Below are 20,218 nucleotides of genomic sequence, written 5' to 3' on the forward strand. Positions count from 1 at the left end.
CGGCAGCCGAATACTCGCTCCGCTCGTTTCGCGCGTCCCCGCGCGAAAAGCAGGCCGCTTCCAGCGGCGGTTTATGGAATTGGCCTCCGGCCATTTCCATAAACCTGCGTTCCTCCGGAACGGAAAAGAAGCGGAGAGGGTTTGTGCCTCCGGCACAAAATTGGGTGATGCTGAATTGTGTTGTGTAGGTGGGGAGTTCGGGTATGGGTTGAGGGATGAATTGATGGTTCGTCATGTGTTTTACCTGGGGCGGGGGTTGGAGGGAATCTCCGATTCCCTTGGAACCGACGGGAGTTGAATGGTATTCCGTGAAGAAAAGTAAATCACGGAATACCAGAAAACCACAACGGGTCCCCTCCGGGGCCCCGTTGTCCCGACAGGAGTGAGAGAGGAGACCTGCCTCCGGCAGGCAACTGGAGAGGGCAAGGGACAGACAGCCGCTCAGAGCGTCCCTCAGCCCCGACACCCACCAGCCCCGCCCCCGCACACACGCGGCGGCTCCAGACCGCCGCGTAGCACCCACTACGAACCGCCCCGATCCCAGACGCCGCCACGTCCGACCACACCCCGCCCCCTCCCCCTCCTTCTCTTCTCTACTTGGGCAGGGAGCAGCGGCCGCAGAGGGGATGTCAGCAACCCGACCAAACCCACAACACTTGGGGTGACCAGGGACGATGCAGAGGCCGGCCGACTGGTCTATGTGAGCCATTAGGTGCGCGTTGTTGTGATGGTTTGAAGTGACGGTTGTTGTGATGGTTGTTGTGATGGTTGTTGTCGACCTCAAGAGAGCGTAGAATTATCACTGTCGCATTCGGCGAACTCGAAAGGATCAAGAGGCATGCCAACTCCCTTGGAGCAGTCACGCGGTGGACGCGTAGCGCTGGCTGCATTTGCAGCCATGCGGACCGAGTGCGAGCCATTCAGTATCGAAGGCTGGATTGCCCTCGCCCTGTCCGCCGTTGACGCTTACGCCAGCCACCACCAAGACCCGCCATTCCAGGCGCAGGCGGAAGAGAATATGGCGGACGCTCTGTCCACTCTTGGAGAAACGGCCACCGACGTTCTCCATTTCATGGACGGCAAAGTGAAGACGGTCGATCTCTACAACCGGGCGGTACGCATTGCTGCTACGGATATCTGGGGGCCCATTCCTTGCGAAAGCGAGGGAATCGCAGAAGAGGAGGCAAACGCGGCTGCATTGCTTGCCGCATTGTCGCTCGCATGCGCAGCCATGTGGGACGACACAAACAGCGTCGAAATGCTGGATGCGGCCTATCACAGGTTCACAGTCGAGGCAGAAGAAACCCGGCTGGTATTCGCCCGTCGCGTCAGGCAACTGGTGGAATCCGATGGCGCAGCAGATCTGACGCGCCGTCAACTCCGCTGAGCTTCGTAGCTCATCACCCAACAGAGGAGCGATCAGCATGCGTACCACGTATCCAGACTTCCCCTCACAGCCCGGAGTGCCGCGCGGTTCGTTCACGTGGTACGCCGTGACGGCCCGTTTCCCGAACGGACGCGAGGTCGAGGTAGGCGAGTGGCAGGGAGACCCCGAGAGCGCCGGACAGGAGGCATTGAGGGCGTACGAGCGCTACAAGCGGGCAGCGTGCGTCGAAGTCCTCTTGGACGGGTGCGTGTTCGCCTACGTGACGCACAACCCGCGCACGCACGAGAAGACCCCGTTTCTGTGCCACCCGGGGTTTTGCTGGCACCACGCGTGCGGTGAGGTCCCCCCGGACGAGTGCGGGTGCGGTGACCGGATCAAGCGAAGTGGTGGTGCACACCCCCACGAGAGCGTATAGTTATCAACGTCGGGAACGGCGGCAACCGGACCCGGCGCAACCCACCAGGCGGGGCGGCCGACCAGCCGCCCCGCACCGAACGAAGGAGAACTCTCCTATGGGGCACAACCGTCCGACGCCCGTAACCCTGCCCAACGGCGCCGAGTGGTCCGTACCGGCTGACACCCTGCGCACCCGGCGCGGCCACGACTTCTACCCCACGCTCGCCCAGCGCGCCGCTATCCCGGCGCTCTACGGCACCGAGGACATCCCGACCCCGGAGAAGGTCGTTCACCTGCACTACTTCGGCGGTGCCTGCATGAACTGGTTCGTGACCGAGCTTGACCCCTCGTGCGGTCTGGCCTTCGGATGGGCCCACATCTCAGACGGGGAGTGGGGGTACTTCCTCCTCCCCGAGCTGGAGTCCATCAGCTACGGCCCCGGACTCGTGATCGAGCGCGACCTGTACTGGGAGCCCAAGCCGGTCCGTGAGGTGCCGCAGATCGCACGCGTCGCCCGCTTCTGACCCGCACGGGCGGGGGGTGCCCGGCAAGGCGCCCCCCGCCCCTCCAGCCCACCACAGGGAGCATGCGTGTTCTACGAGGACGAGACCACGGCCGACGCGTTGCAGGCCGACCACGAAGCCCAATGGGACGCCGACCTGATCCAGGCCGAGATGGAGGCCACCGCGCGCCGTCTGGCCGCCCATGAGAAGGCCGGGTTTTGCACCCATCAGAGCGCCGTGGGATGCATCCCCGAACCGGTCTACAAGGAGCAGATCGGATTGAGGCCCGGACAACTGCGCTGCACCGACGGTTGCGGCACGGTGTTCGAGTCGGACGAGGCATGGGACGCCGCCTCAGCCGAGCCGGAATTGAACCCCGTTCCGCGCACCGGCCCCCGAGGCACCACGCCGCTCCGCCAGTCTGGCGGCATCGCGCAAAGCGGGGGTGCATGATGCGCGAAACGCCGTTTCCCCGCCCCATGACCAGTGCCGAGGCCCGCGAACTGTGGCCAATCATCGGTCGCGTCATGGCGGACAGCGCGCGTGACGTCGCCACCCGCACCGGGATCCCCCCTCAGCGCCTGCTCAACACTTTGCTCGTGACCGCGTTCTGCGTGACGTGACCGATGTGTTCATGCGAGCCAACGAGCGCGGAGCGCTCCCCAGGGAGTCTGCCGCAGAGGCTCACGCGTACCTGACTCACGCACTGCATACCTTCGTGGAACGGGCACGGGCCACCGTCCGCCCCGTTCCGCCCCGCCCATAGGCGAGCCGGACGCCCCACCGGCCGCCTGCGATGAGCGCGGAGCGCTCCCGCCCTCTCCCCCGACCGGGAGCGCTCCGCGCGCCCCCTGCCGCGTAGCGGCAGCGCGACATGCCTGCGGAGCAGGCCGCGCGCACAAGACGTCACCCTGCCGCGCCCGCACACCGGCGCCCACCCGAAAGGCCCTCTCATGCACTACTGGTGGAAGATCAAGGGCATCAGCGACGACCGCACCCAGTGCGACTGCTGCGGACTGAGCGGACTCAAACGCACGGTCGCGCTCATGCCGTTGGACGCCGAGGGAAACGAGAACGGCACCGCCGAAGACGTCGCCTACTACGGCACGTCGTGCGCCGCCAAAGCCCTGGGCTGGAGGCAGGGCAAGGTCACCTCGGCCGCCCTCACCGCCCAGCACAAGCGCAACGAACTCGACCACTACGCGCGCCGCATCATCAGCATCTACGCACCGATCGAGTCCGCCCCCACGTCCGTCCAGGCCCGTATCTTCCACCAGCGCAACCGCTACACCCACCGCCCCCCTGTGAGCTCGACGAAAGAAGTGGCGAAGCTTCTGGCCGAGGCACGCGCCCAGCTCGGCGACACCCTGACCGGCCCCGCCCGCCCCGCGCGGATCGAGGACTTCCAGCGCTTCACCGTCGTCCTCAACCGCTCCGGCAGTGTCGACGGCGTACTTCGTGTGCCGGACGAGGAGAACAAGCGCCAGGAGCAGGGCGCCGCCGCCCAGCGGCGCGCGGCCGAGATCAGGGGCAGCGTCCGTGTGGTGGCCGCACTGGACGTGGTCAGCGCTGGCGACGTGGCTATCGCCGACGACCTCACCCGCGAGTGGAACGAGAAGGCCTGGCAGGCCGCCCATGCCTAAGACAGAGACCCCGCTCTACATCGGCACCCACGTCATCTACACCGGGCGCTTCACCCAGATGCACGATCGCGTCCTGCTCGTCCTGCCCTGCATGTGGGACAGCCGTTGCGAGCACTGCAACGAGTGGGACCTGATCACCGATGACCCCGAAGCGGACCGCGAACACTTCCTCGCCGTCGACGAGTTGACGGGTGACGCCGTCAAGCACGTCGCACGAGATGAATTGAAGGTCCTGCCGTGGCACTGGCCCGCGGACGCCGTCGAGTTCAACATCAACGGCTATTGGCACGCCGCCGCCTACACCGCGCCAGGAGGCAGCAGCAGGGCCCGCACGGTGCACTTCTACACCGCAGGCGACCACATGTGGCGCACCTGGTGCTACTTCCGCGAAGTGACCCCGGAAGTGCGCCGCCTGGACCAGCAGGCCCGCCGCCGCCCCGCCTTCTGACCGCCCGCCCTCCCCACCACTCTGCCAAGGAGCGATCCGCCATGCCCGCACAGCCTCAATCTCCCTCACCCGACTCCGCTGCGGGTGACGTGCCCACCACTGCACCGGACAACTGCACCACCGCTGCGGACCTCAGCCAGGAAGGAGCGCCAGATGTGCGTGCCCGAGTCGCAGCCGGCCCCCTGCGCCGCGCCCTGAGGCTTGCCTCTCTGGCTATCCGCGCCCGGCCCGAGCAGCCCGCCCACGCAGGAGTCACCCTCACCGCCCAGGGCAGCAAACTCACCGTCGCCGCCTACCGCCCCTACGCGGACGGCGGAACCGACGTCGCCGTGACCGTGGTCGTCGAGGCCGAGCCCGGCGGCACCGGGCGCAGCACACTCGACCAGCGCGAACTGACACGCGTGCTGGACGCTGCCGTCAAGGGCGACAGCCCGGCGCAGGCCGCGCGCACATCCATCGATCTCAAGGGAGCGACCATAGCCACGCCAGACGTCGCCGTACCCGTCCGCTCCTACATCACCCCGGTAACCGCTGTGCCACCCGCGGCCCCTGTTGTCGCCACCGTCGCCGGAGGCGAGTTCTTCCGCCAGCTCACACGCATACTGCCGGTCGCGGCCAAGGACGAAACCCTTCCGATCCTGACAGGCGTCGAACTCCGAATGTCTGCTGGCACTTTGCGGCTCAGGGCGTCAGACCGGCACCGCGCCGCCGAAACCGTCATGCCCGCCCAACCCTGGGACCACCACGAGGACGCGTGCGCCTACCGCGCGCTCATCCCCAGCGACGTCCTACGCCAGATGGTGAAGTTCAGCGGCACCTATGAGGGGCCCGTGGCAATTGGCCTGCCCTCCGAAACCGTCACGACCGCCGATGTGCTCAGGGTCCCTGAGTTGTCTGTGGCCGCCCTGGAGTTCGGACCCGCCACGCTCACCGCATGGCGACTGGACGGAGTCCTGCCCCCCTCATGGTTCGGTCCGGTCGCAGACGGCGGAACCCTCACCCTGCATCGCCAGGACCTCATCCGCGCCGTCCGCAAGGCCCGGGCGATGGCCACGGCGAAGGGCGCCGCCGAGCAGTGGGCCCAGGTCAGTCTCACCCACAGCGCCGAGGAAGCAGGGGTGGTGCGCGTCACCCCGAGGCTGCCGCAGAAGCACGAGCGGGACCAGACGACCGGTACGGCTGTGCCCGCAGTATGCGGGGAGCAGGCCGCACCGCTGGGTGGCGCGCCACTGATCACCACAGGCGGCTATCTGCTGGGGGCTTTGAACGCGTTCGACAGCGATGCGGTCACCTTCCACCTGCCGCCCCAGCGCGACGGCCGCAACCACGCGCCTTTCGCGATCACCGCACACGGCGAGCAGACCGAGGAAGGCCACCGGCAGCACCTTGTACCGGTACGGCGCTCCCAAGACTGAGCAGGTTGCTTGCACCCCTCTGCGGGCGTAGAATTATGAATGTTGGAATGGGGGCGGCAACCCCCTTCCGACGCCGACCCACCACACCCTCAGAAGGAGCCTGCATGGAACCGCAAGACCTGATCATCGAAACCCCCTCAGGCCGCGTGCACGCTCACGCCGAGCCCCGAGGCGCCGACGCCGTTGTCTACACGCTCGGCGGCGCCCTGCGCGGCACCGTCCACATCACCGGCACCCACCACCCGGACCACTGGGACCAGTTCACCGCACTGCGCGCCACCTTCGGATCCGCTGACGCCATGGCCAAGGTCCCGCCCGCCGATTCCCTGCCCCGGCTGCGCAACAGCACCGCCCGGCACACCGGCTACCTCCTCGCATGGGAAGGTCCGGCCGGACCCCAGTGGGAACAGAGCCGGATCGAGTCCACGTCGGGCAGGCCGCCCTCCCCCAAGACCGAGGACACGCTCAGGACCGTCCTGCACGCCGTCACCGAGGACGCCACCCGCCGCCCGGACCGGGCCCGAATCCTCGACGCCTCACGCGTACGCCAGACCCCCGCTCTCCTGGACTTCTTCGCGCTCGCCCGCCGCAACTCGGAAGCCGACATTGCCCGCTACGGGAGTCGCGCCGCCAGCGACCGGCACCAGGCCCGGATCGTCACAGCCGCCTGGTGGACCGCAGCACGGTGGCTCACCGCGCGCCCCCACCCCCTCCTCACACTGCTACTGGCCGACCGTCCCAACTCACTCGCCCGCACGGCCCACACCCTCGCGCTGGCAGCCACCGCGAACGAGGACGCCGCCGCAGCGGAAGCCCGCCGCATGCAGCGATTCGAGGCCGAAGCCGCCTCCCTGCGCTCCCAGATGCAGCCGCGCCGACGGACCGCCGCCGCCAGCCCCACTCACTGACCCCCAGGGCGGGGGTCCGGCAGACGACCACCAGACCCCCGCCCACCCACGGAAGGACATCTCCATGCCCAGCACGACCAGCGCCCCGCGCCGCGAACTCAGCGCCGACGAGGTCACCGTGACCACCGACAAGGGCGGCCGCCCCGTAGTACTGCTGCCCGACGACATCGTCGCCGCTCTGAACACCTCATCCCGTACGGACTTCAGGGACTACGGGATCGAAGGCTCCGAGTCCCGCCACTACGCCGCCGACTCCTGGGAAGCCCACACCGTGCAGACGATCTACAGCGCCGTCACGGCCAGCCCCGGCGTCGAGGAGCGCGACAAGCGCGGCATCGAGTGCGGCTACTTCTACGGCGCCGTGATCGCCCACCGCCACTGGAACCACGAAACCCGCTGGTGGGCCGACTACGACGGACAGCGGCACGAGATGCCGATCACGGGCCTGATCACACGGCAGCGCCATCCCGGGCACCCCGAGCACATGAGCGTCTACTTCGGCGGCTCCTGAGCCCTGCGGGGCAGTGCCCGTCCACCGGCGCGCTGCCCCCGGCCCGGGCACCGCCACCGCCCGACTTCCCCTGCCGTCCGGCCGCGCCGGCCGATGACCGCAGCGGCGTGCTGCCCAGTTGGAGACCCGTGTTTCTCGTCGTCCCTGATCCCGCCCACGGTCTTGTCGCCGCCCCCGAGTCCGACACAGACCTCGATCCCTTGACCCGGCAGGCCCTCACCGCGGAGGGCTTCACCTGGCACAGCGGCATCGAGGCGTATACCCGGACGCCCGGCAGCCGCGCAGACGTCGACCGCACTGCCCTGATCCTGCGGGACCTGGGCCATTACGTGTTCGCGTCATGGACGCCCCTCTCCGGCGATTGACCGCCCTCTACGCACTACCTCAAGCCACCCCGCCCCAGCCAGCCGACACCGGTTGCCACTGACGGCAACCCATCACGGCACCGACCAGGAAAGAGCAGCCTCCATGACCGCTCCGCAGACCCCGCCCCTGCCCAACCGACGCCAGGCCCGCGGCTTTCAAAGATCAGCGGCTTGACACCCAACCGTAAAGGCGTAGAATTATCACTGTCGATTCGGGCGGCAACCCGAACCCGGCGCAACCCACCAAGTGATCAAGGAGCAATCCTCACGTGAGCACCACACTCCAGGTGACCGCAGCCCTGCTGCGCACCGATCAGATCCACGCCAACCCGCGCAACGTCCGCCACAGCCTCAACCTGGACGACGAATTCCTCACCTCCATCGCGGAGAACGGCGTCCTGGTCCCCGTCGTGGTCGTACAACTGAACGCCGACACCCCGGACGCAGAGTCCGTCTACGAGCTCAAGATGGGCCACCGCCGTCATGCGGGCGCCCGATCGGGCGGGATCGAGTCCATTCCCGCCCTCATCCTGGATCCCTCGCTGCGCGAGGCGGGTCAGGACTACATCGAGCAGCTGATCGAGAACGACGCGGCATTCCGCCGTGCCCTCAGTCCGCTGGAGCAGGCCGACGCCCTGTTCGGCGCGCTGGAGGACGGAGCGAGCGTCGCCACCGTCGCCCGCCGCACCGGCCGCAGCAAGGAACAGGTCACCCAGGCCGCCGAGGCCGCCAAGAACCTGGGCACGGGCACACGCACCGTGCTGGAGGCCAGCGACGCCTACGACCTCGACCTGGAAGTCCTCGCAGCCCTCGGTGAGTTCGACGACGACCCCGATGCCGTCGCACGCCTGATCGAGGCCCACCAGCACGGCACCTTCCCGTACCAGCTCAGCACCGAGCGCGCCGAGCGCGCCGAGCGGACCGCGCGCGAGACCCGCCGCACCGAGCTCAAGCGTGACGGCATCCGGCTGTGGGAGGACGCCAGCAACCTCCCGCCGCGCGCGCAGTGGCTTGAGGACCTGGTCGACGCCGCCGGTGAGGATCTGGACGAGACGGACCACGTCCGCTGCCCGGGACACGCCGTGGTGTGGGACGACACCGGCAGCGCGGACCCTGCCGCAGTCGCCGCCCTGTGCCTCAACCCCGCCGCCTACAGCCACTACACCCCCGGCACCGAACCCGCCGCCCAGACCACTCCCACCGCAGCGCACGCCACCAGCGACGAGGACGGCACGGACGAGGACGAGACAGAGGAGCCGGAGGCGGACGAGGAGGACGAGGAAGCGACGCGCGCGGCCACCGAGGAGGCCGAGCGGGCACGTGCCGAAGCCGAGGCCAAGGCGGCCGCCGAAACCGAGCAGCGCAGGCGCGAGCACCACCTCAAGCTCGCCGGGAACAAGGCCTACCGGGCCGCCATCGACGCCCGGCGTGCGTTCCTGCGCCAGCTGATCACCCGCAAGAGCGCTCCCAAGCCGCTTGCCGCGTGGGTGACCCAGACGCTGTTGTCCTGCCCCAAGCCCGTGCAGTCGTGGACCGGTGACACCAGCCGGTCGGCGATCCTGGCCGATCTGCTCGCCCTCAGCGCCGACGAAGGCAAGGCAGCCAGCGCCCAGGACCGGGCCACCTGGATCGGCAGCAGCGCCACGCCCACCCGTCTGCTCTTCGTCAACTTCGCGGTGATCGCCGCCAGTTATGAAAAGCGGATCGAGCGGGCGAACACGTGGCGCCAGGACCAGCCCGATTGGGACTCCGAGGAGATCCGGGCCGACGCCCGCGTGTACCTGAAGTTCCTCGCCGAACTCGGCCACCAGCTCTCTCCCGTCGAGCGCAACGTCATCGACGACACGCCGTTCGAGATCGAGGAGGAGCCCGCCGCGACGGCCCTCGACTCGGACGGCGACGAGCCCGACCAGTCCGCCGACACCGAGGACTGAGCACCCAAGCCGGGGCGCCCGAGCGGGCGCCCCGGCCCCCTCCCTCCTTGCCGTCCGGCCGCCGGCCGAGGCGGCGTCACGCCCGCGCTGCCGGCGCCTGCCCGCAGCCTGCGCCCCCTTGCCTTCTGCCGCGCGCCAGGCGCGCTGCGGCGCCCTGCCCGAAAGAGGAACCGCCGTGTACGACGACAACCTGTCCCTGATTCCCGAAGACCTTCTCCACCTGAGCACCGAGACCGCCGCCGCACTCGGCCGCGCGTGGACGGTCAAGGCCATCCTGAGCAGCCCTCTCGTGGTCCACCCCACCGGCATGCGCGTCATGGTCCACCAGAGGGACGGTCACGTGCAGCTCACCGCCCATGTGAGCCTCAGCACGGATCCGCGCACGCCAGCGGAGAAGGTCACCGCCCGTCTCCCCCTGACAGGGCACCCCAGCACAGCCCTCCGTGCGGCCGACGCGATCCGCACCCGCATCCTGCCTCGATTCGGCTGCATGGACGCCGTCGCAGCCCTGCGCGTGCTCGCCCTGCCGCTGCGCGACGCCGGAATCCCCGCCATCGCACACGGCAGCACCGGACGCACCACCGTGGAGTACCGGAGCAGGGACTTCGCCAGCACCAGCGTCGAGTTCCAGCCCGGGGAGCGGCGGCCGCTCAAGGTAGTGATCCGTTCGGCGCGCGAAGGCCACACCCACGCCGACGTCAGCATCCCGCACCTGAGCGTGCCGGAGGCCGCCCGGCTCACCGCCTCGGTGCTCCCCCGCGTCTACACACCGGTTCCGGTCCCGGACCGTCTTCCCGCCGAGGTGCACGAACTTGCCGCCCAGCTGCCCGGACTGACCGCCAGGCACGTCGTCAGCGACGTCCCCCGGCTCACCGACCTGACCGACCCCAGCGGTCACCTCAACGTGCGGCACTTCCTGTCCGTCAAGGACACCGGCACCCGTTCATGGGCCGCCGTCGGTCTGCACAACGCGCCCATCGCCACCGCCTACGCCCTGCTGTCCGCGTACGCCGCCAGCTGACCCGCCCACGGGCCCCCCGCCTTCCGGTCGGGGTGTCCGCCCGCCCTGATCACACGCACTGAACGGAGCACCATCGGTGAACACCCCCAACGACCAGCGGATGAGTGAACGCGCGGCCCGGGCTGCCCTGGCCCGCCACACCATGCCCGCAGAAGTAGGCGCCCATCTGCCGGGCTTCGACGCCGCCGACGCCTGGTCCCGGCTCACCAGCAACGGCTCGCTGAGGCACTTCCATCCCGTCCCCGCGCTCAAGGCGGCCCAGGAGACCGCACGATTCGTCATCCCCGGTGACGAGGACTGGCCGGACGGACTTCACGATCTCGGCCCCGCCTGCCCGTTGGGCCTGTGGGTGAGCGGCACGGCCCCGCTGCGGCCGCTGCTGGAACGCGCCGTCGCCCTAGTCGGCAGCAGGGCCGCCACCCCCGCCGCCATCCGAGAAGCACAAGCCTGTGGCTACGACGTGAGCGAGGGCGGCGGCACCGTCCTTGCCTCCCTCGCCTACGGCGTCGAATCCGCCGCTCACCGAGGCGCCGGGGTCGACGGCGCGCGCCTGGCCGTCATCCCCCGCGGACTGGACCGCTGTTTCCCCCGCGCCCAGGAGCCGCTGATGCGCAACATCCTCACCGGCCCCGGCAGCGGAGCCACGGTCAGCCTGTACGCGCCGGGCACAGACCCCAGCGCCGTCACCCTCAAGGCCAGCGCGGACGCCGTGGCCGCCCTCGCACGTGCGGTCGTGCTGATCGAGGGCACCCACCGGTCCGCGAGCATGCAGGCCGCCGAAGCCGCCCACCGGATACAGCGTCCCCTGTTCGCCCTGCTCCCGCGTGACGACGAGGGACACACCAGCGGCAACGCCCGTCTGATCGTCACCGGCCGAGCGAAGCCCTGCCAGGATGCCCGCGCGGCGATCGCCGCTCTGGACGACGAATCGCATGCCGCTGCCCAGCTGGTGACGGCCCTTCGCGCCCGGCAGGTGACGGCCTGGCCGGACGCCTCCCCTCTGGCCCAGTGGATCACGGTGCAGGCCGCCCCCGACCGGCGACTGCGGATCACCGCAGGTCACGCCGAAGCCCGCCGGACCGCCTACCTGGCTGCCGAGCACTCCGGTTGGCACGCCGCCGAGCTCACGCCAGGCGGCACCGGCAGGACCGTCTACCGATCCGCCTCCACCGACCTCCCCTCCGACATCGCCGCGCTGGTCTCGGTCGTACGGCAGTGGGCCGCCCAGCCCTGATCCCGCTCAGCACCACACCGCGCGCCGCCAACTCCCAAAGGAGACCCCCCATGAGCACTGAACGACTCGACCGCCTCATCGCTGAAGGCACCCAACGCACCTTCCGGCCCGTCCTGCTGCACGACGGCCACGCCTTCAGCGTCTGCATCGACCGCGGATCGGACACGGCCGCCACGGTTTGTCTGTGGCCCGGCCTCGACGCCCCCGACGGGGACGCATGGGAGAAAGAGGACCACTTCGAAGCGTTCTTGACCGGCGACGACACAGGCGGCCGCGATTTCCTGGATGTTCCCGTCCGGGACCTGCGCAGCCTCATCGAGCAGCACGGTGGTGAGGCCCCCGCCACGGACACCGAGGACGCGGCCGCATACCCGACCGCCCACCTGCGCGCGGCAGGCGTGCGCTGTGTGGAGGACGGGGGGCGCGGCGGACGTTACCTGCGGGTGCCGCTCGCCGACGGCACAACGGTGACCTTCGCCGGCACCACCGTCCGCCCCGACCGTAACCCGGACGTCAGCATCCACCACCCCGTCAGGGAGCACCTGAGCTGGAGCGCCCAGTGGAGTGACGGCGCCACCGTCTTCGCCGATGTCTACACCTCCCACGACACCGCGCGCCCGTACGTCGAAGACACTGCCGCCTTGATACACGCCGTCTGCAAGCGTGTTCGCCAGTCCGGCGGCAGCGCTCCGGAAGGAGGCCCAGGCCCGACGGCCGAGGAGCTCGCCCGCAAGACCCTCGACGAGTGGGGACTGACCGCCCACCTCGACGAGGAAGCCGGTCACACATGGCTGGTCATCGGCCACTCGGACACGGGGCGTGTTCCCGACATGGACAAGGAACCGCACATCCTGTTGTCCGTCTACAACGAGGACGACGACGAGTGGACTGTTGACCGGCCGCCAGCCCGTCCCGGCGACCAGTGGCAGGTCGTGACCGATGACGGCGCCGGAACCGAGGAGACCTTGACGATCAGTCCGGCGAACCAGCTGGACCTGTGCATCGCCACGATCGCCGAGTGGATCACCCGGCCCCGTACCTGACCGCTTCACGGTTCCCGGGCCTCGGGCACGTCCTTCTCGCCCAGGCCCGGGGACGAGTCCACCGGGCCCGTCTCCGCAGCGGCCCCTGCGCCGCCGGCCACACCCGCCGACGCCGTCTGACCTGCCTTGTTCCAGGAGGCCGTTCGCATTCAGCCCCCGACCCTGCATTTCGAGAGGTATCCCACCGTGCCGATCTACCTACGCGAACCGGAAGCCCCTGCTGGAGGCCCTGATGGGAAGGGGTGGAACCGGCTGAGTCTGAACGCCCATGGCGGCACTGGCAGTCAGTGTGCCCTGCGGCCGAGGCGCTGGGGCGCCTTGCTGGAGGCCCAGGACACCCGCCGTGCCCGCTGGGGCGGGTTCGGGCCCTGCATCGGTCGCGGCCAGTGCGACGGCTGCCCGATACTCGAGGCGTGGCGTGGGCAGTGCACCGTCGTCCCGGTCAACGCCCCGCGCGTCCTGGTACGCGTCGACCCGGTCTTTGCGCCCGACTCCTTGTTCACCGGCCCCGCCGGTCACCGCCTGTGGGTCACCACCGGCCCCAACGACGGGGATTTCCGCCACCGCAGGCCGTGGTCCTGGGAGGACGCCGCCCGTGTGCGCGGCTGGGATGTCGGCCGCCGGTACTACGACGAGCATGGTGAGGGGTTCTGGCTGGAGCGCACGGCGCGTGTTCCGGCCCTGGGCTGCGTCATCACGACCCGCGCCCGTGGCTCTTTCACCCGGCACGCCTTCCGGGTTGCCCGCTGCCGGGTCGCCCTCCTGCACTGCGCCGGGGAGTGCCACCACGATGTCGACCTGCTGAACGCGATCTCGCACGCCTGCCCCGGGCCGGAGGGCGCCAACGAGGAACGGTCTGACCTCCGTTGGACGCATGCCGCGCTCGCGACGCCGCCTCCCGCCGACAACATCCGCTTCCATGTCGACATCCGTCCCATGAGCGTGAAGATCGCCGCCATCAACGGCGGCCACTTGGAGCAGGCGCGGCTGACCTTGTCCGGGTCCGGCTGGACGGCTGAGCGCATTCGAGCGGCTGGCGACGCACTCCGCGCCCACCTCTCCCCACCCCACCTCTCCCGCCCCGCCTGCGGGCCGCCGCGCTGAAAGCGGGGAGCAGCCCGATGGCCTCCTCACAAGGCCGGACCCCGCAGGACGCGACGGTGCAGGTCAGCACGGCAGACCCGGTGGCCCCCACTTCATAAATGGCGTACAATTATCAATGTCGATCGGACGGCAATCCGGCGACGCCACCCACCACTTGGAGGACCCGTGCGCTCACCGCACAGCACACCAAGCAACCGACCGGCCCCTCTCACCCGAGAGCGGACACTGTTCACGATCACGTCCTTCGACGACGAGGGGAACAGGCTCTACAGCACCCTCCCTCTCGACGGCGCCGCAACGGCCGCCCGCTGGCACGATGACCTCGCCGACAATCCGGCAACGCAGCGGATCACCATCACCGCGAACACCATCGAGCGCACCGAGCAGCTCATCACCGTCGACGAGCTTCCCGGACCCGGCGAGCCCACGCCCCAGCCCGAACTGCCCGAGGGTGCTCACACGGCCCGGCGCTTCTACCACTTCAGCTCCGGACCCGCGGTGCTGCGCACCGGCGACGAGGCTCGTGCCTGGCTGAAGCGAACCACCGAACAGCAGCAGCAGCACCGCACCCCGCACACCGTGTACGTGAACGTTTCCCAACTGCAGCTGTTCAACGTCACGTTGATCGAGCGTGCCCGGCTGCTCACCTTCGCCGAGCTCACCGTCCTCTACTGAGCCACAGTCGGCGGCAGGGCGCGGCAACGCCCTGCCGCTCGATCAGCCCACCACGACCTCCGGAAGGGTCCTTTCGCACGTGAGCACCACCGATCCCACCCCTTCGCGGCGCCACCGGCTCGGCGAGCCCGACGCCGAATGCCGCTACCCCGTCCTGCTCGCGGACGACAAGTGCATCGGCCATGTCTTCCGCTGGCACGGCGCATGGTTCGCCATCGCCGCAGGCAGCGACACCGAAACCCGCATCGGCGACGGCCGCCTCGGCCGCGACGGTGCGCCTCAGCACCTGGTCGACGCGTTCGACGCGGGCCGTATCTCACCGCTGCCCCTGGCCGACTGCTCCCTGGCAGCTGCGGCTCCGGACGGGCCGCCGCCGCTCCTGCACCCCCGCATGCCAGCCACGGACAGCAACATCAAACACGCCCACGAAGTGCTCGCCAAGCTGGCCGAATACCGCTGGACACCGCTCGGCGGCTACCCCGGCAGCGACAACCCCTGGCTGCTGGAGTGCCAGTTCGACGGCTGGACGGGCGTGAAGTACTGGAGCCATCTGCGCGAGAGGCGCAACAGGCTGCCCAGCCCCTACCGACACCCCGGCTGCATCAGCGCCGACGAAGTGCGCGCCCGCATCGCCGCCTACCAGAAGAAGTAGCCACCGAACGCCGGGCCCGGTACAACGCCGGGCCCGGCTTCTACACCGGCACCTCCATGGCCGTCAGGCGCGGCAACGCCCGGCAGCCGACCCCACCACGAAGGACAGCCACATGCCTCCGCACACCCCGCCGCAACGCAGTGTCCCGGCCCGCTGCGCCCACCAGCCGACAACAGGCGGCCTGGTCATCCCCCTGGGTGGCGTTCACCCACGACGGTCACGTGACATTCGGCGCCCCCGACGCCGGACGGACACGCACCGCCTTCACCGCGATGCCCTGCCAGATCTGCGGCCAACCCCTCGACGAACGGGCCTTCGTGATCGTCCGCCCCACCGACGAGGCGAACGGCTACTCCCCCGAGCCTGCCCTGCATCCAGAATGCCTGCCATACACCGCCGCTCACTGCCCCATGCTCAATGGCACCGCCACCCGCTACCGCCGGCGCCCAGTCATGGCCACCCACCCGGCCGGGCGCCCCTGCAGCGACCCCGCCTGCCCATACCCCGCCTATTCCGGTGAGAGCCAGAGCCCCGCCCGCAGCGGTCAACTCGCCGAACGGTACGAGGCGTGGATGCTCCGCACCAGCGACTACCAGCTCGTCCTGAGCGGCGACCGGTCCACCGCAGGCGCCCAGGCAGACAACCCCTCCAACACCCCGGTCGGCATCAGCCTCGGCGTGGCGATCCTGCGCAAGCGGCTGCTGCGCAAGGCCGCTCTGCCCCCGGAAGCCCAGCGCGCCCTCGATCTGCTGCGCGCCCTTGGGCTCTGACCACCCGCGCCGGTGGGAGCGGTTGCGCTCCCACCGCCTGGCCCACCGGAAACAAGCCCATGACACCACCAGCCACGACACGTAAACGCCGCGTCCGCGCCGGGCACATCACGCCGGGACGGCACATCGTCCAATTCAGCGGCGGGATCGGCTCGTTCGGCGCAGCCGTCCGCGTAGCCGAGCGGTACGGGACCGACCGCCTCACTCTCCTCATAGCCGACACCGGCATCGAGGACCAGGACCTGTGGCGGTTCGCCGAGGACACCGGCCGCCTCCTGGACGTCCCCCTGACCCGGGTCCGCGACGGACGCACGCCGTGGGAGGTCTTCCACGACAAGAAGTTCCTCGGCAACGACCGCCTGGCCCCCTGCTCCCAGGTCCTCAAGCAGATTCCGTGCCGCAGGTGGATGGAAACACACGCAGATCCGGCCGACACCCTGGTGTACATCGGGATCGAGGACACACCCCGCGACCGCGCCCGGATCCCCGCCATCGCCCGCAACTGGGCTCCCTGGCAGACGCGGTTCCCGCTGTGCGGCCGCCGGGAGGAAACACTCACCAAGGACCAGCTGCTCAACGAGGCCCGCGCCCTGGGAGTCGAGCCCCCGCGGCTGTACGGGCTCGGGTTCAAGCACAACAACTGCGCCGGTATGTGCGTGAGGGCCGGACAGCGCCAGTGGCTCCACCTGCTCGACGTCATGCCCGAGCGCTACGCCGAGGCCGAGGCCGAGGAGGAGGGGCTGCGCAGCCGACTCGGGAATGTCAGCATTCTGCGCGACCGGCGAGGGGGCACAACTCGGCCCCTGCCCTTGCGTGAGCTGCGCGCCAGGGCGCGGGCAGAGGGGGGACGACGGCGCGCAAGTTGACCCCTCGAATTGAGAGCGTATAATTATCATTGTCGACTGACGGCAATCGGTCGACCCCAACCCGCCACCCGCGAAGGAAGTGACCGTGCAGCGGTACGCCCCCGCCCTCAATCCCGAGGAACTCGCCCTGATGAAGGCCCAGCTGGGTCCCATCCCGTTCATCGACCTCTTCTGCGGCTGCGGCGGCAGCAGCCGCGGCATGGAAGAGGCGGGCTATCAGCTCCTGCTGGGAATGAACCACGACCCCGTCGCCGTATGGACACACCGCACCAACCACCCCCACGCAGAGCACAAGTGCGAGAACATCAATACCTACGACAAGCGCAGACTCCCCCGCGCCCGCGTGGTCTGGGCCTCCATTTTGTGCACGGAGGCCAGCCCCAATGCCGGCGGCAAGCGCGCCCGGGGCCAGACCAGCATCAGCCTCACCGGCCAGGACCAGGGGGCCGAGGAAGCGACGTTCGTGCGCACGCGGGCATCCGCGCTGGACGTGCTCGCGCTTGCCGAACTGCACCGGCCCGACGCCCTCGTGATCGAGAACGTCATCGAGTTCGCCACCGACTGGGAACTCTTCAACTGGTGGCTGAGCGGTATGGAGCTGCTCGACTACAACGTGCAGATCGTCAGCGCCTCCTCAGCACACCTGGGCGGTGGCGACAACCTGCTGGCGCCGCAGCTCCGGGACCGCATCTACGTCGTCTTCACCCGCAAGGGCATCCCGCTGCCCGACCTCCGGGTGCGCCCGGAGGCGGTCTGCCCGCAGTGCGGGCCCGTGTTGGCCACTCAGGTATGGAATGACCCCCAGGCGCGCCGCATCGGCGCATGGGGCGAGAAGTACGAGTTCCGCTGCCCCAACCGCGGGTGCGGCCATCTGAAGCTGACACCGCTGACGCGCGCCGTCGGCGACATCATCGACTGGACCCTGCCCGGCCAGCGGGTGGGTGACGGCCGTCCCAGGCACAGGAAGTTCAAGGCCTACGCGAACGCGACCCAGGACCGGATCGCGATGGGACTCAAGAGGTACGGCACCGAACCGTTCATCGTCATGTACCGCAACAACGGCACCGCCCTGCCAATCACCGGCCCGGTCCCCACCCTCAACGCACAGGGCCGTCACCACGCGCTGATCATCCCGGCATCAACGGTGGAGGACTGCACTCTGCGGATGCTGGACGTCGAAGAACTCAAGCTCATCCAGCGCTTCCCCGCCGACTTCGTCATCCAGGGCAACCAGACCCAGGCGATCTTGCAGATCGGCAACGCAGTCAGCGTCAACGCCGCGCGCTGGTTGGGCGAACGACTTCTGCCGAGCCTCGCCCTGGCCGCCTGATCTCCACCCCCGCGGGGTCCGGAGCGGCAACTCCGCACCCCGCCCAACCCGCCGCCGAAAAGAACGAAGGAGCCTTTCCATGCAGCTCGACCCACGCCGCGGTCCGCTCTGCGTAGTCCAGGCGACGATCACCGCCGCCTCAGGGAGTGTCGAGTTCGTCTCCCTGTCCATGCCGACCGCCCCGTTCGGCACTCCTGCCTGGCAGCTGCCGAATCTCGTCTCCTACCTGCACGCCCGCTACGACCGCAAGGAAGAACCGACGGCATCGTCGTTCAGGGACCACATGCGCGGCCGGATCGCCCTGCCCTCCCCTGCTGCGGACTATCCGTACGCCGCCCTGCACGACGACCGAGTCGCCTGCCTGCTGAGCCTGGTCATCGCTCCCGGGCAGGAGAGCGCCTGGCCCCAGGCCTCGCTGGCGCTCCTCCAGCAGGAGAGCCGACCCACACGCTGCAGTTGGAGCAGCCTCGAGCACGAACGCGGGACGCTCGCCGTGCTGCGCCGCGCCCTGCGGGAGGCGCAAGCCGAGCAGCTGCGCCTGGCCGACCTGATGCGGCAAGGCGACCACCCAGCCGCAAAGGAGCTGCACGGACTGGCCGAGCGAGTCGCCGAGTGGACACGGGGCATGTATGAGATGGCGCGCGCCGCCCACACTGCCGCGCGCGCCGCTGATGCCCGGCGCGCCCTGCACAGCACCTGAGTCCCTGTCCCGGCCCGGCAGAGCGGCAGATCCCAGGGGAGGCGGTTGACACCCCAACCGAAAGAGCGCATTATTATCAACGTCGCTTCGGGTGCCGGCGAGTGGATGGCCGGCGGAAGACACCTCACGGTGTCGGCCCAGGGCGGCAACCCCGACCGAACGTCCCACCGGCCATCAAGTACTCCAACCCACCTATGGAAGGAGTACCCCCAGCATACGGGCAGTCCGCGGAACTCCTTGCGCGGACTGCCCGCGACGCCACGGAGGCACCTCATGGCACGCGCTCCCGAACCCAAGACCATCGAGGTCGGCGGCCGCATCTACGCCAACCGCGCCTGGATCGCTGCGGAAACCGGCGCGAGCATGCCCACGGTCCGGTTGTGGTACGCAAAGCGCGGTGACCAGCCCGAAGAGGTTCAGCCGGCAGACGCCCGCTTCCCGGAGAAGGGCCCACGGGTTGACCGTGAGGACTACTTCGACCTCGAACAGGTCCGCGCCTTCCACAGGTGGCTGAAGCAGTCCAAGCGGGAGAAAGTACTGCCCACCGACACGGCGCTGTACGAGGGCGACCCGGACGACCTGATCTCCATCAACGACGCAGCCGCCTACTTCCACTTCAAGAGCCCTTCCGCGATCCGCAAGTACGTGAAGGACAATCCCGGCTACTTCGCCCCCGTGGCCGGCCAGGTGGAAGGGCCGTCTGGACGACTCATCCCCGCATTCCGCCGCGGCGACCTGCAGGAATTCGACCGCCGCCGCAACGGGGACAACACCGGCCGTGCCGGCGCTCCTGGCGGCCCCCGCGCCGACCGCGGCACACGCACTCCCGAAGTCCAGCAGCGCATCGACATCGCAACCGCCTACCTCAGCAAGATCGGCGGATACCACCGCGGTGTCGCCGCGGAGCTGGCCAAGATCCACGGCGAACCCACGTGGAAGTGGGAGCGCGCGGTCAAAGCCGCCCGCGAAGAGGCGGTCGGCGGCGCCGAGTAGGACCTCATCCCCGCCGTCCGTCCACGACTGGCAGTAAGGACCGGCACGGCAGCCGCCCGCCTGCATCTGTCGCTCCGCGCGGAGCGCGTCTGGCGCATTTGCGCGAGCGTCCGTCGCAGCCCGGGCGGCTTCTGTCTGGGCGGGCGGGCCAGTGACCGCGCACCGGTCGCCTGTCCTTCTGGCACACGTCTGACGCGATGGCCTTGCGACAGCCAGCTCGTGTCTCATGGTCGCTGCCATGGTCGGCCCGACCATGACCTTCGTGTCCTCAATGTGACCGTGGTCGGGGGTTCATGGTCGGGGGTCGGGTCAGGATCGTC

23 protein-coding genes are annotated in these 20,218 nt (G+C 69.3%); 22 read left to right on the forward strand and 1 reads right to left on the reverse strand.

Annotated features, from left to right (window positions below):
- On the reverse strand, window positions 1–235 hold a 235-nt coding region (locus tag AQJ46_RS56725; RefSeq protein WP_208617112.1), incomplete at its 3' end, for a hypothetical protein.
- Between the two features lie 603 nt (window positions 236–838).
- On the opposite strand from AQJ46_RS56725, the gene AQJ46_RS47880 reads away from it, so the two are divergent.
- From AQJ46_RS47880 to AQJ46_RS47985, 22 genes are all read left to right on the forward strand, one after another.
- Complete coding sequence (locus AQJ46_RS47880) at window positions 839–1,387, forward strand: hypothetical protein (RefSeq protein ID WP_159064211.1); 549 nt, start codon at window positions 839–841, stop codon at window positions 1,385–1,387.
- 512 nt (window positions 1,388–1,899) lie between these two features.
- Window positions 1,900–2,307 carry a DUF2958 domain-containing protein gene (locus AQJ46_RS47890; protein WP_059211650.1) on the forward strand — a complete coding sequence of 136 codons (408 nt, stop codon included), beginning with the start codon at window positions 1,900–1,902 and terminating at the stop codon, window positions 2,305–2,307.
- Between the two features lie 66 nt (window positions 2,308–2,373).
- Window positions 2,374–2,739, forward strand: a complete 366-nt coding sequence (locus tag AQJ46_RS47895; protein WP_059211651.1) for a hypothetical protein — start codon at window positions 2,374–2,376, stop codon at window positions 2,737–2,739.
- A gap of 26 nt (window positions 2,740–2,765) precedes the next feature.
- Window positions 2,766–2,909, forward strand: coding sequence for a hypothetical protein (locus AQJ46_RS55860; protein WP_159064212.1), 144 nt, complete (start codon window positions 2,766–2,768; stop codon window positions 2,907–2,909).
- A gap of 330 nt (window positions 2,910–3,239) precedes the next feature.
- A complete protein-coding gene (locus tag AQJ46_RS47900) occupies window positions 3,240–3,929 on the forward strand; it encodes a hypothetical protein (protein WP_059211652.1) in 690 nt (229 codons plus the stop codon).
- Entirely contained in the window at window positions 3,922–4,377 is a 456-nt protein-coding gene (locus tag AQJ46_RS47905) for a hypothetical protein (RefSeq protein WP_059211653.1), read from the forward strand. Before AQJ46_RS47900 ends, AQJ46_RS47905 begins: the two co-directional genes overlap by 8 nt.
- 155 nt (window positions 4,378–4,532) lie before the next feature.
- Window positions 4,533–5,792: a DNA polymerase III subunit beta family protein gene (locus AQJ46_RS47910; protein WP_059211654.1), complete on the forward strand. Its 1,260-nt coding sequence runs from the start codon at window positions 4,533–4,535 to the stop codon at window positions 5,790–5,792.
- 104 nt (window positions 5,793–5,896) lie between these two features.
- Entirely contained in the window at window positions 5,897–6,700 is an 804-nt protein-coding gene (locus AQJ46_RS47915; protein WP_059211655.1) for a hypothetical protein, read from the forward strand.
- A gap of 64 nt (window positions 6,701–6,764) precedes the next feature.
- Complete coding sequence (locus AQJ46_RS47920; RefSeq protein ID WP_059211656.1) at window positions 6,765–7,211, forward strand: hypothetical protein; 447 nt, start codon at window positions 6,765–6,767, stop codon at window positions 7,209–7,211.
- A gap of 128 nt (window positions 7,212–7,339) precedes the next feature.
- Entirely contained in the window at window positions 7,340–7,576 is a 237-nt protein-coding gene (locus tag AQJ46_RS47925; RefSeq protein WP_059211657.1) for a hypothetical protein, read from the forward strand.
- A 269-nt stretch (window positions 7,577–7,845) separates the two neighbouring features.
- Complete coding sequence (locus AQJ46_RS47930; RefSeq protein ID WP_059211658.1) at window positions 7,846–9,510, forward strand: ParB/RepB/Spo0J family partition protein; 1,665 nt, start codon at window positions 7,846–7,848, stop codon at window positions 9,508–9,510.
- 175 nt (window positions 9,511–9,685) lie between these two features.
- The gene (locus AQJ46_RS47935; RefSeq protein WP_059211659.1) at window positions 9,686–10,531 is read left to right on the forward strand and encodes a hypothetical protein; all 846 of its coding nucleotides are present in this window, start codon (window positions 9,686–9,688) and stop codon (window positions 10,529–10,531) included.
- A 76-nt stretch (window positions 10,532–10,607) separates the two neighbouring features.
- Entirely contained in the window at window positions 10,608–11,765 is a 1,158-nt protein-coding gene (locus AQJ46_RS47940; protein ID WP_059211660.1) for a DNA-processing protein DprA, read from the forward strand.
- 50 nt (window positions 11,766–11,815) lie between these two features.
- Entirely contained in the window at window positions 11,816–12,808 is a 993-nt protein-coding gene (locus AQJ46_RS47945) for a hypothetical protein (RefSeq protein WP_059211661.1), read from the forward strand.
- A 318-nt stretch (window positions 12,809–13,126) separates the two neighbouring features.
- A complete protein-coding gene (locus tag AQJ46_RS56730; RefSeq protein WP_059211662.1) occupies window positions 13,127–13,912 on the forward strand; it encodes a hypothetical protein in 786 nt (261 codons plus the stop codon).
- 165 nt (window positions 13,913–14,077) lie between these two features.
- Window positions 14,078–14,587 carry a hypothetical protein gene (locus AQJ46_RS47955; RefSeq protein WP_059211663.1) on the forward strand — a complete coding sequence of 170 codons (510 nt, stop codon included), beginning with the start codon at window positions 14,078–14,080 and terminating at the stop codon, window positions 14,585–14,587.
- 79 nt (window positions 14,588–14,666) lie between these two features.
- Complete coding sequence (locus AQJ46_RS47960; RefSeq protein WP_059211664.1) at window positions 14,667–15,239, forward strand: hypothetical protein; 573 nt, start codon at window positions 14,667–14,669, stop codon at window positions 15,237–15,239.
- A gap of 221 nt (window positions 15,240–15,460) precedes the next feature.
- Window positions 15,461–16,009: a cell envelope biogenesis protein OmpA gene (locus AQJ46_RS47965; RefSeq protein ID WP_225887626.1), complete on the forward strand. Its 549-nt coding sequence runs from the start codon at window positions 15,461–15,463 to the stop codon at window positions 16,007–16,009.
- Window positions 16,010–16,068: 59 nt separating this feature from the next.
- Window positions 16,069–16,875 (forward strand): adenine nucleotide alpha hydrolase family protein, encoded by an 807-nt coding sequence (locus AQJ46_RS47970; protein ID WP_208617113.1) that lies wholly within the window; start codon window positions 16,069–16,071, stop codon window positions 16,873–16,875.
- Between the two features lie 85 nt (window positions 16,876–16,960).
- Window positions 16,961–18,205: a DNA cytosine methyltransferase gene (locus tag AQJ46_RS47975; protein WP_225887627.1), complete on the forward strand. Its 1,245-nt coding sequence runs from the start codon at window positions 16,961–16,963 to the stop codon at window positions 18,203–18,205.
- A 79-nt stretch (window positions 18,206–18,284) separates the two neighbouring features.
- Complete coding sequence (locus tag AQJ46_RS55865) at window positions 18,285–18,905, forward strand: hypothetical protein (RefSeq protein ID WP_059211666.1); 621 nt, start codon at window positions 18,285–18,287, stop codon at window positions 18,903–18,905.
- A gap of 273 nt (window positions 18,906–19,178) precedes the next feature.
- The gene (locus AQJ46_RS47985) at window positions 19,179–19,898 is read left to right on the forward strand and encodes a hypothetical protein (protein ID WP_059211667.1); all 720 of its coding nucleotides are present in this window, start codon (window positions 19,179–19,181) and stop codon (window positions 19,896–19,898) included.
- Window positions 19,899–20,218 lie beyond the last annotated feature (320 nt).

Source organism: Streptomyces canus (assembly GCF_001514145.1).
Classification (GTDB): domain Bacteria; phylum Actinomycetota; class Actinomycetes; order Streptomycetales; family Streptomycetaceae; genus Streptomyces; species Streptomyces canus.

Bases quoted from the DNA above. Each gene is read 5' to 3' on its own strand.
- AQJ46_RS47880 (WP_159064211.1), top strand. From the start codon at position 839: ATGCCAACTCCCTTGGAGCAGTCACGCGGTGGACGCGTAGCGCTGGCT.
- AQJ46_RS47890 (WP_059211650.1), top strand. From the start codon at position 1,900: ATGGGGCACAACCGTCCGACGCCCGTAACCCTGCCCAACGGCGCCGAG.
- AQJ46_RS55860 (WP_159064212.1), top strand. From the start codon at position 2,766: ATGACCAGTGCCGAGGCCCGCGAACTGTGGCCAATCATCGGTCGCGTC.
- AQJ46_RS47900 (WP_059211652.1), top strand. From the start codon at position 3,240: ATGCACTACTGGTGGAAGATCAAGGGCATCAGCGACGACCGCACCCAG.
- AQJ46_RS47905 (WP_059211653.1), top strand. From the start codon at position 3,922: ATGCCTAAGACAGAGACCCCGCTCTACATCGGCACCCACGTCATCTAC.
- AQJ46_RS47915 (WP_059211655.1), top strand. From the start codon at position 5,897: ATGGAACCGCAAGACCTGATCATCGAAACCCCCTCAGGCCGCGTGCAC.
- AQJ46_RS47920 (WP_059211656.1), top strand. From the start codon at position 6,765: ATGCCCAGCACGACCAGCGCCCCGCGCCGCGAACTCAGCGCCGACGAG.
- AQJ46_RS47945 (WP_059211661.1), top strand. From the start codon at position 11,816: ATGAGCACTGAACGACTCGACCGCCTCATCGCTGAAGGCACCCAACGC.
- AQJ46_RS47970 (WP_208617113.1), top strand. From the start codon at position 16,069: ATGACACCACCAGCCACGACACGTAAACGCCGCGTCCGCGCCGGGCAC.
- AQJ46_RS55865 (WP_059211666.1), top strand. From the start codon at position 18,285: ATGCAGCTCGACCCACGCCGCGGTCCGCTCTGCGTAGTCCAGGCGACG.
- AQJ46_RS47985 (WP_059211667.1), top strand. From the start codon at position 19,179: ATGGCACGCGCTCCCGAACCCAAGACCATCGAGGTCGGCGGCCGCATC.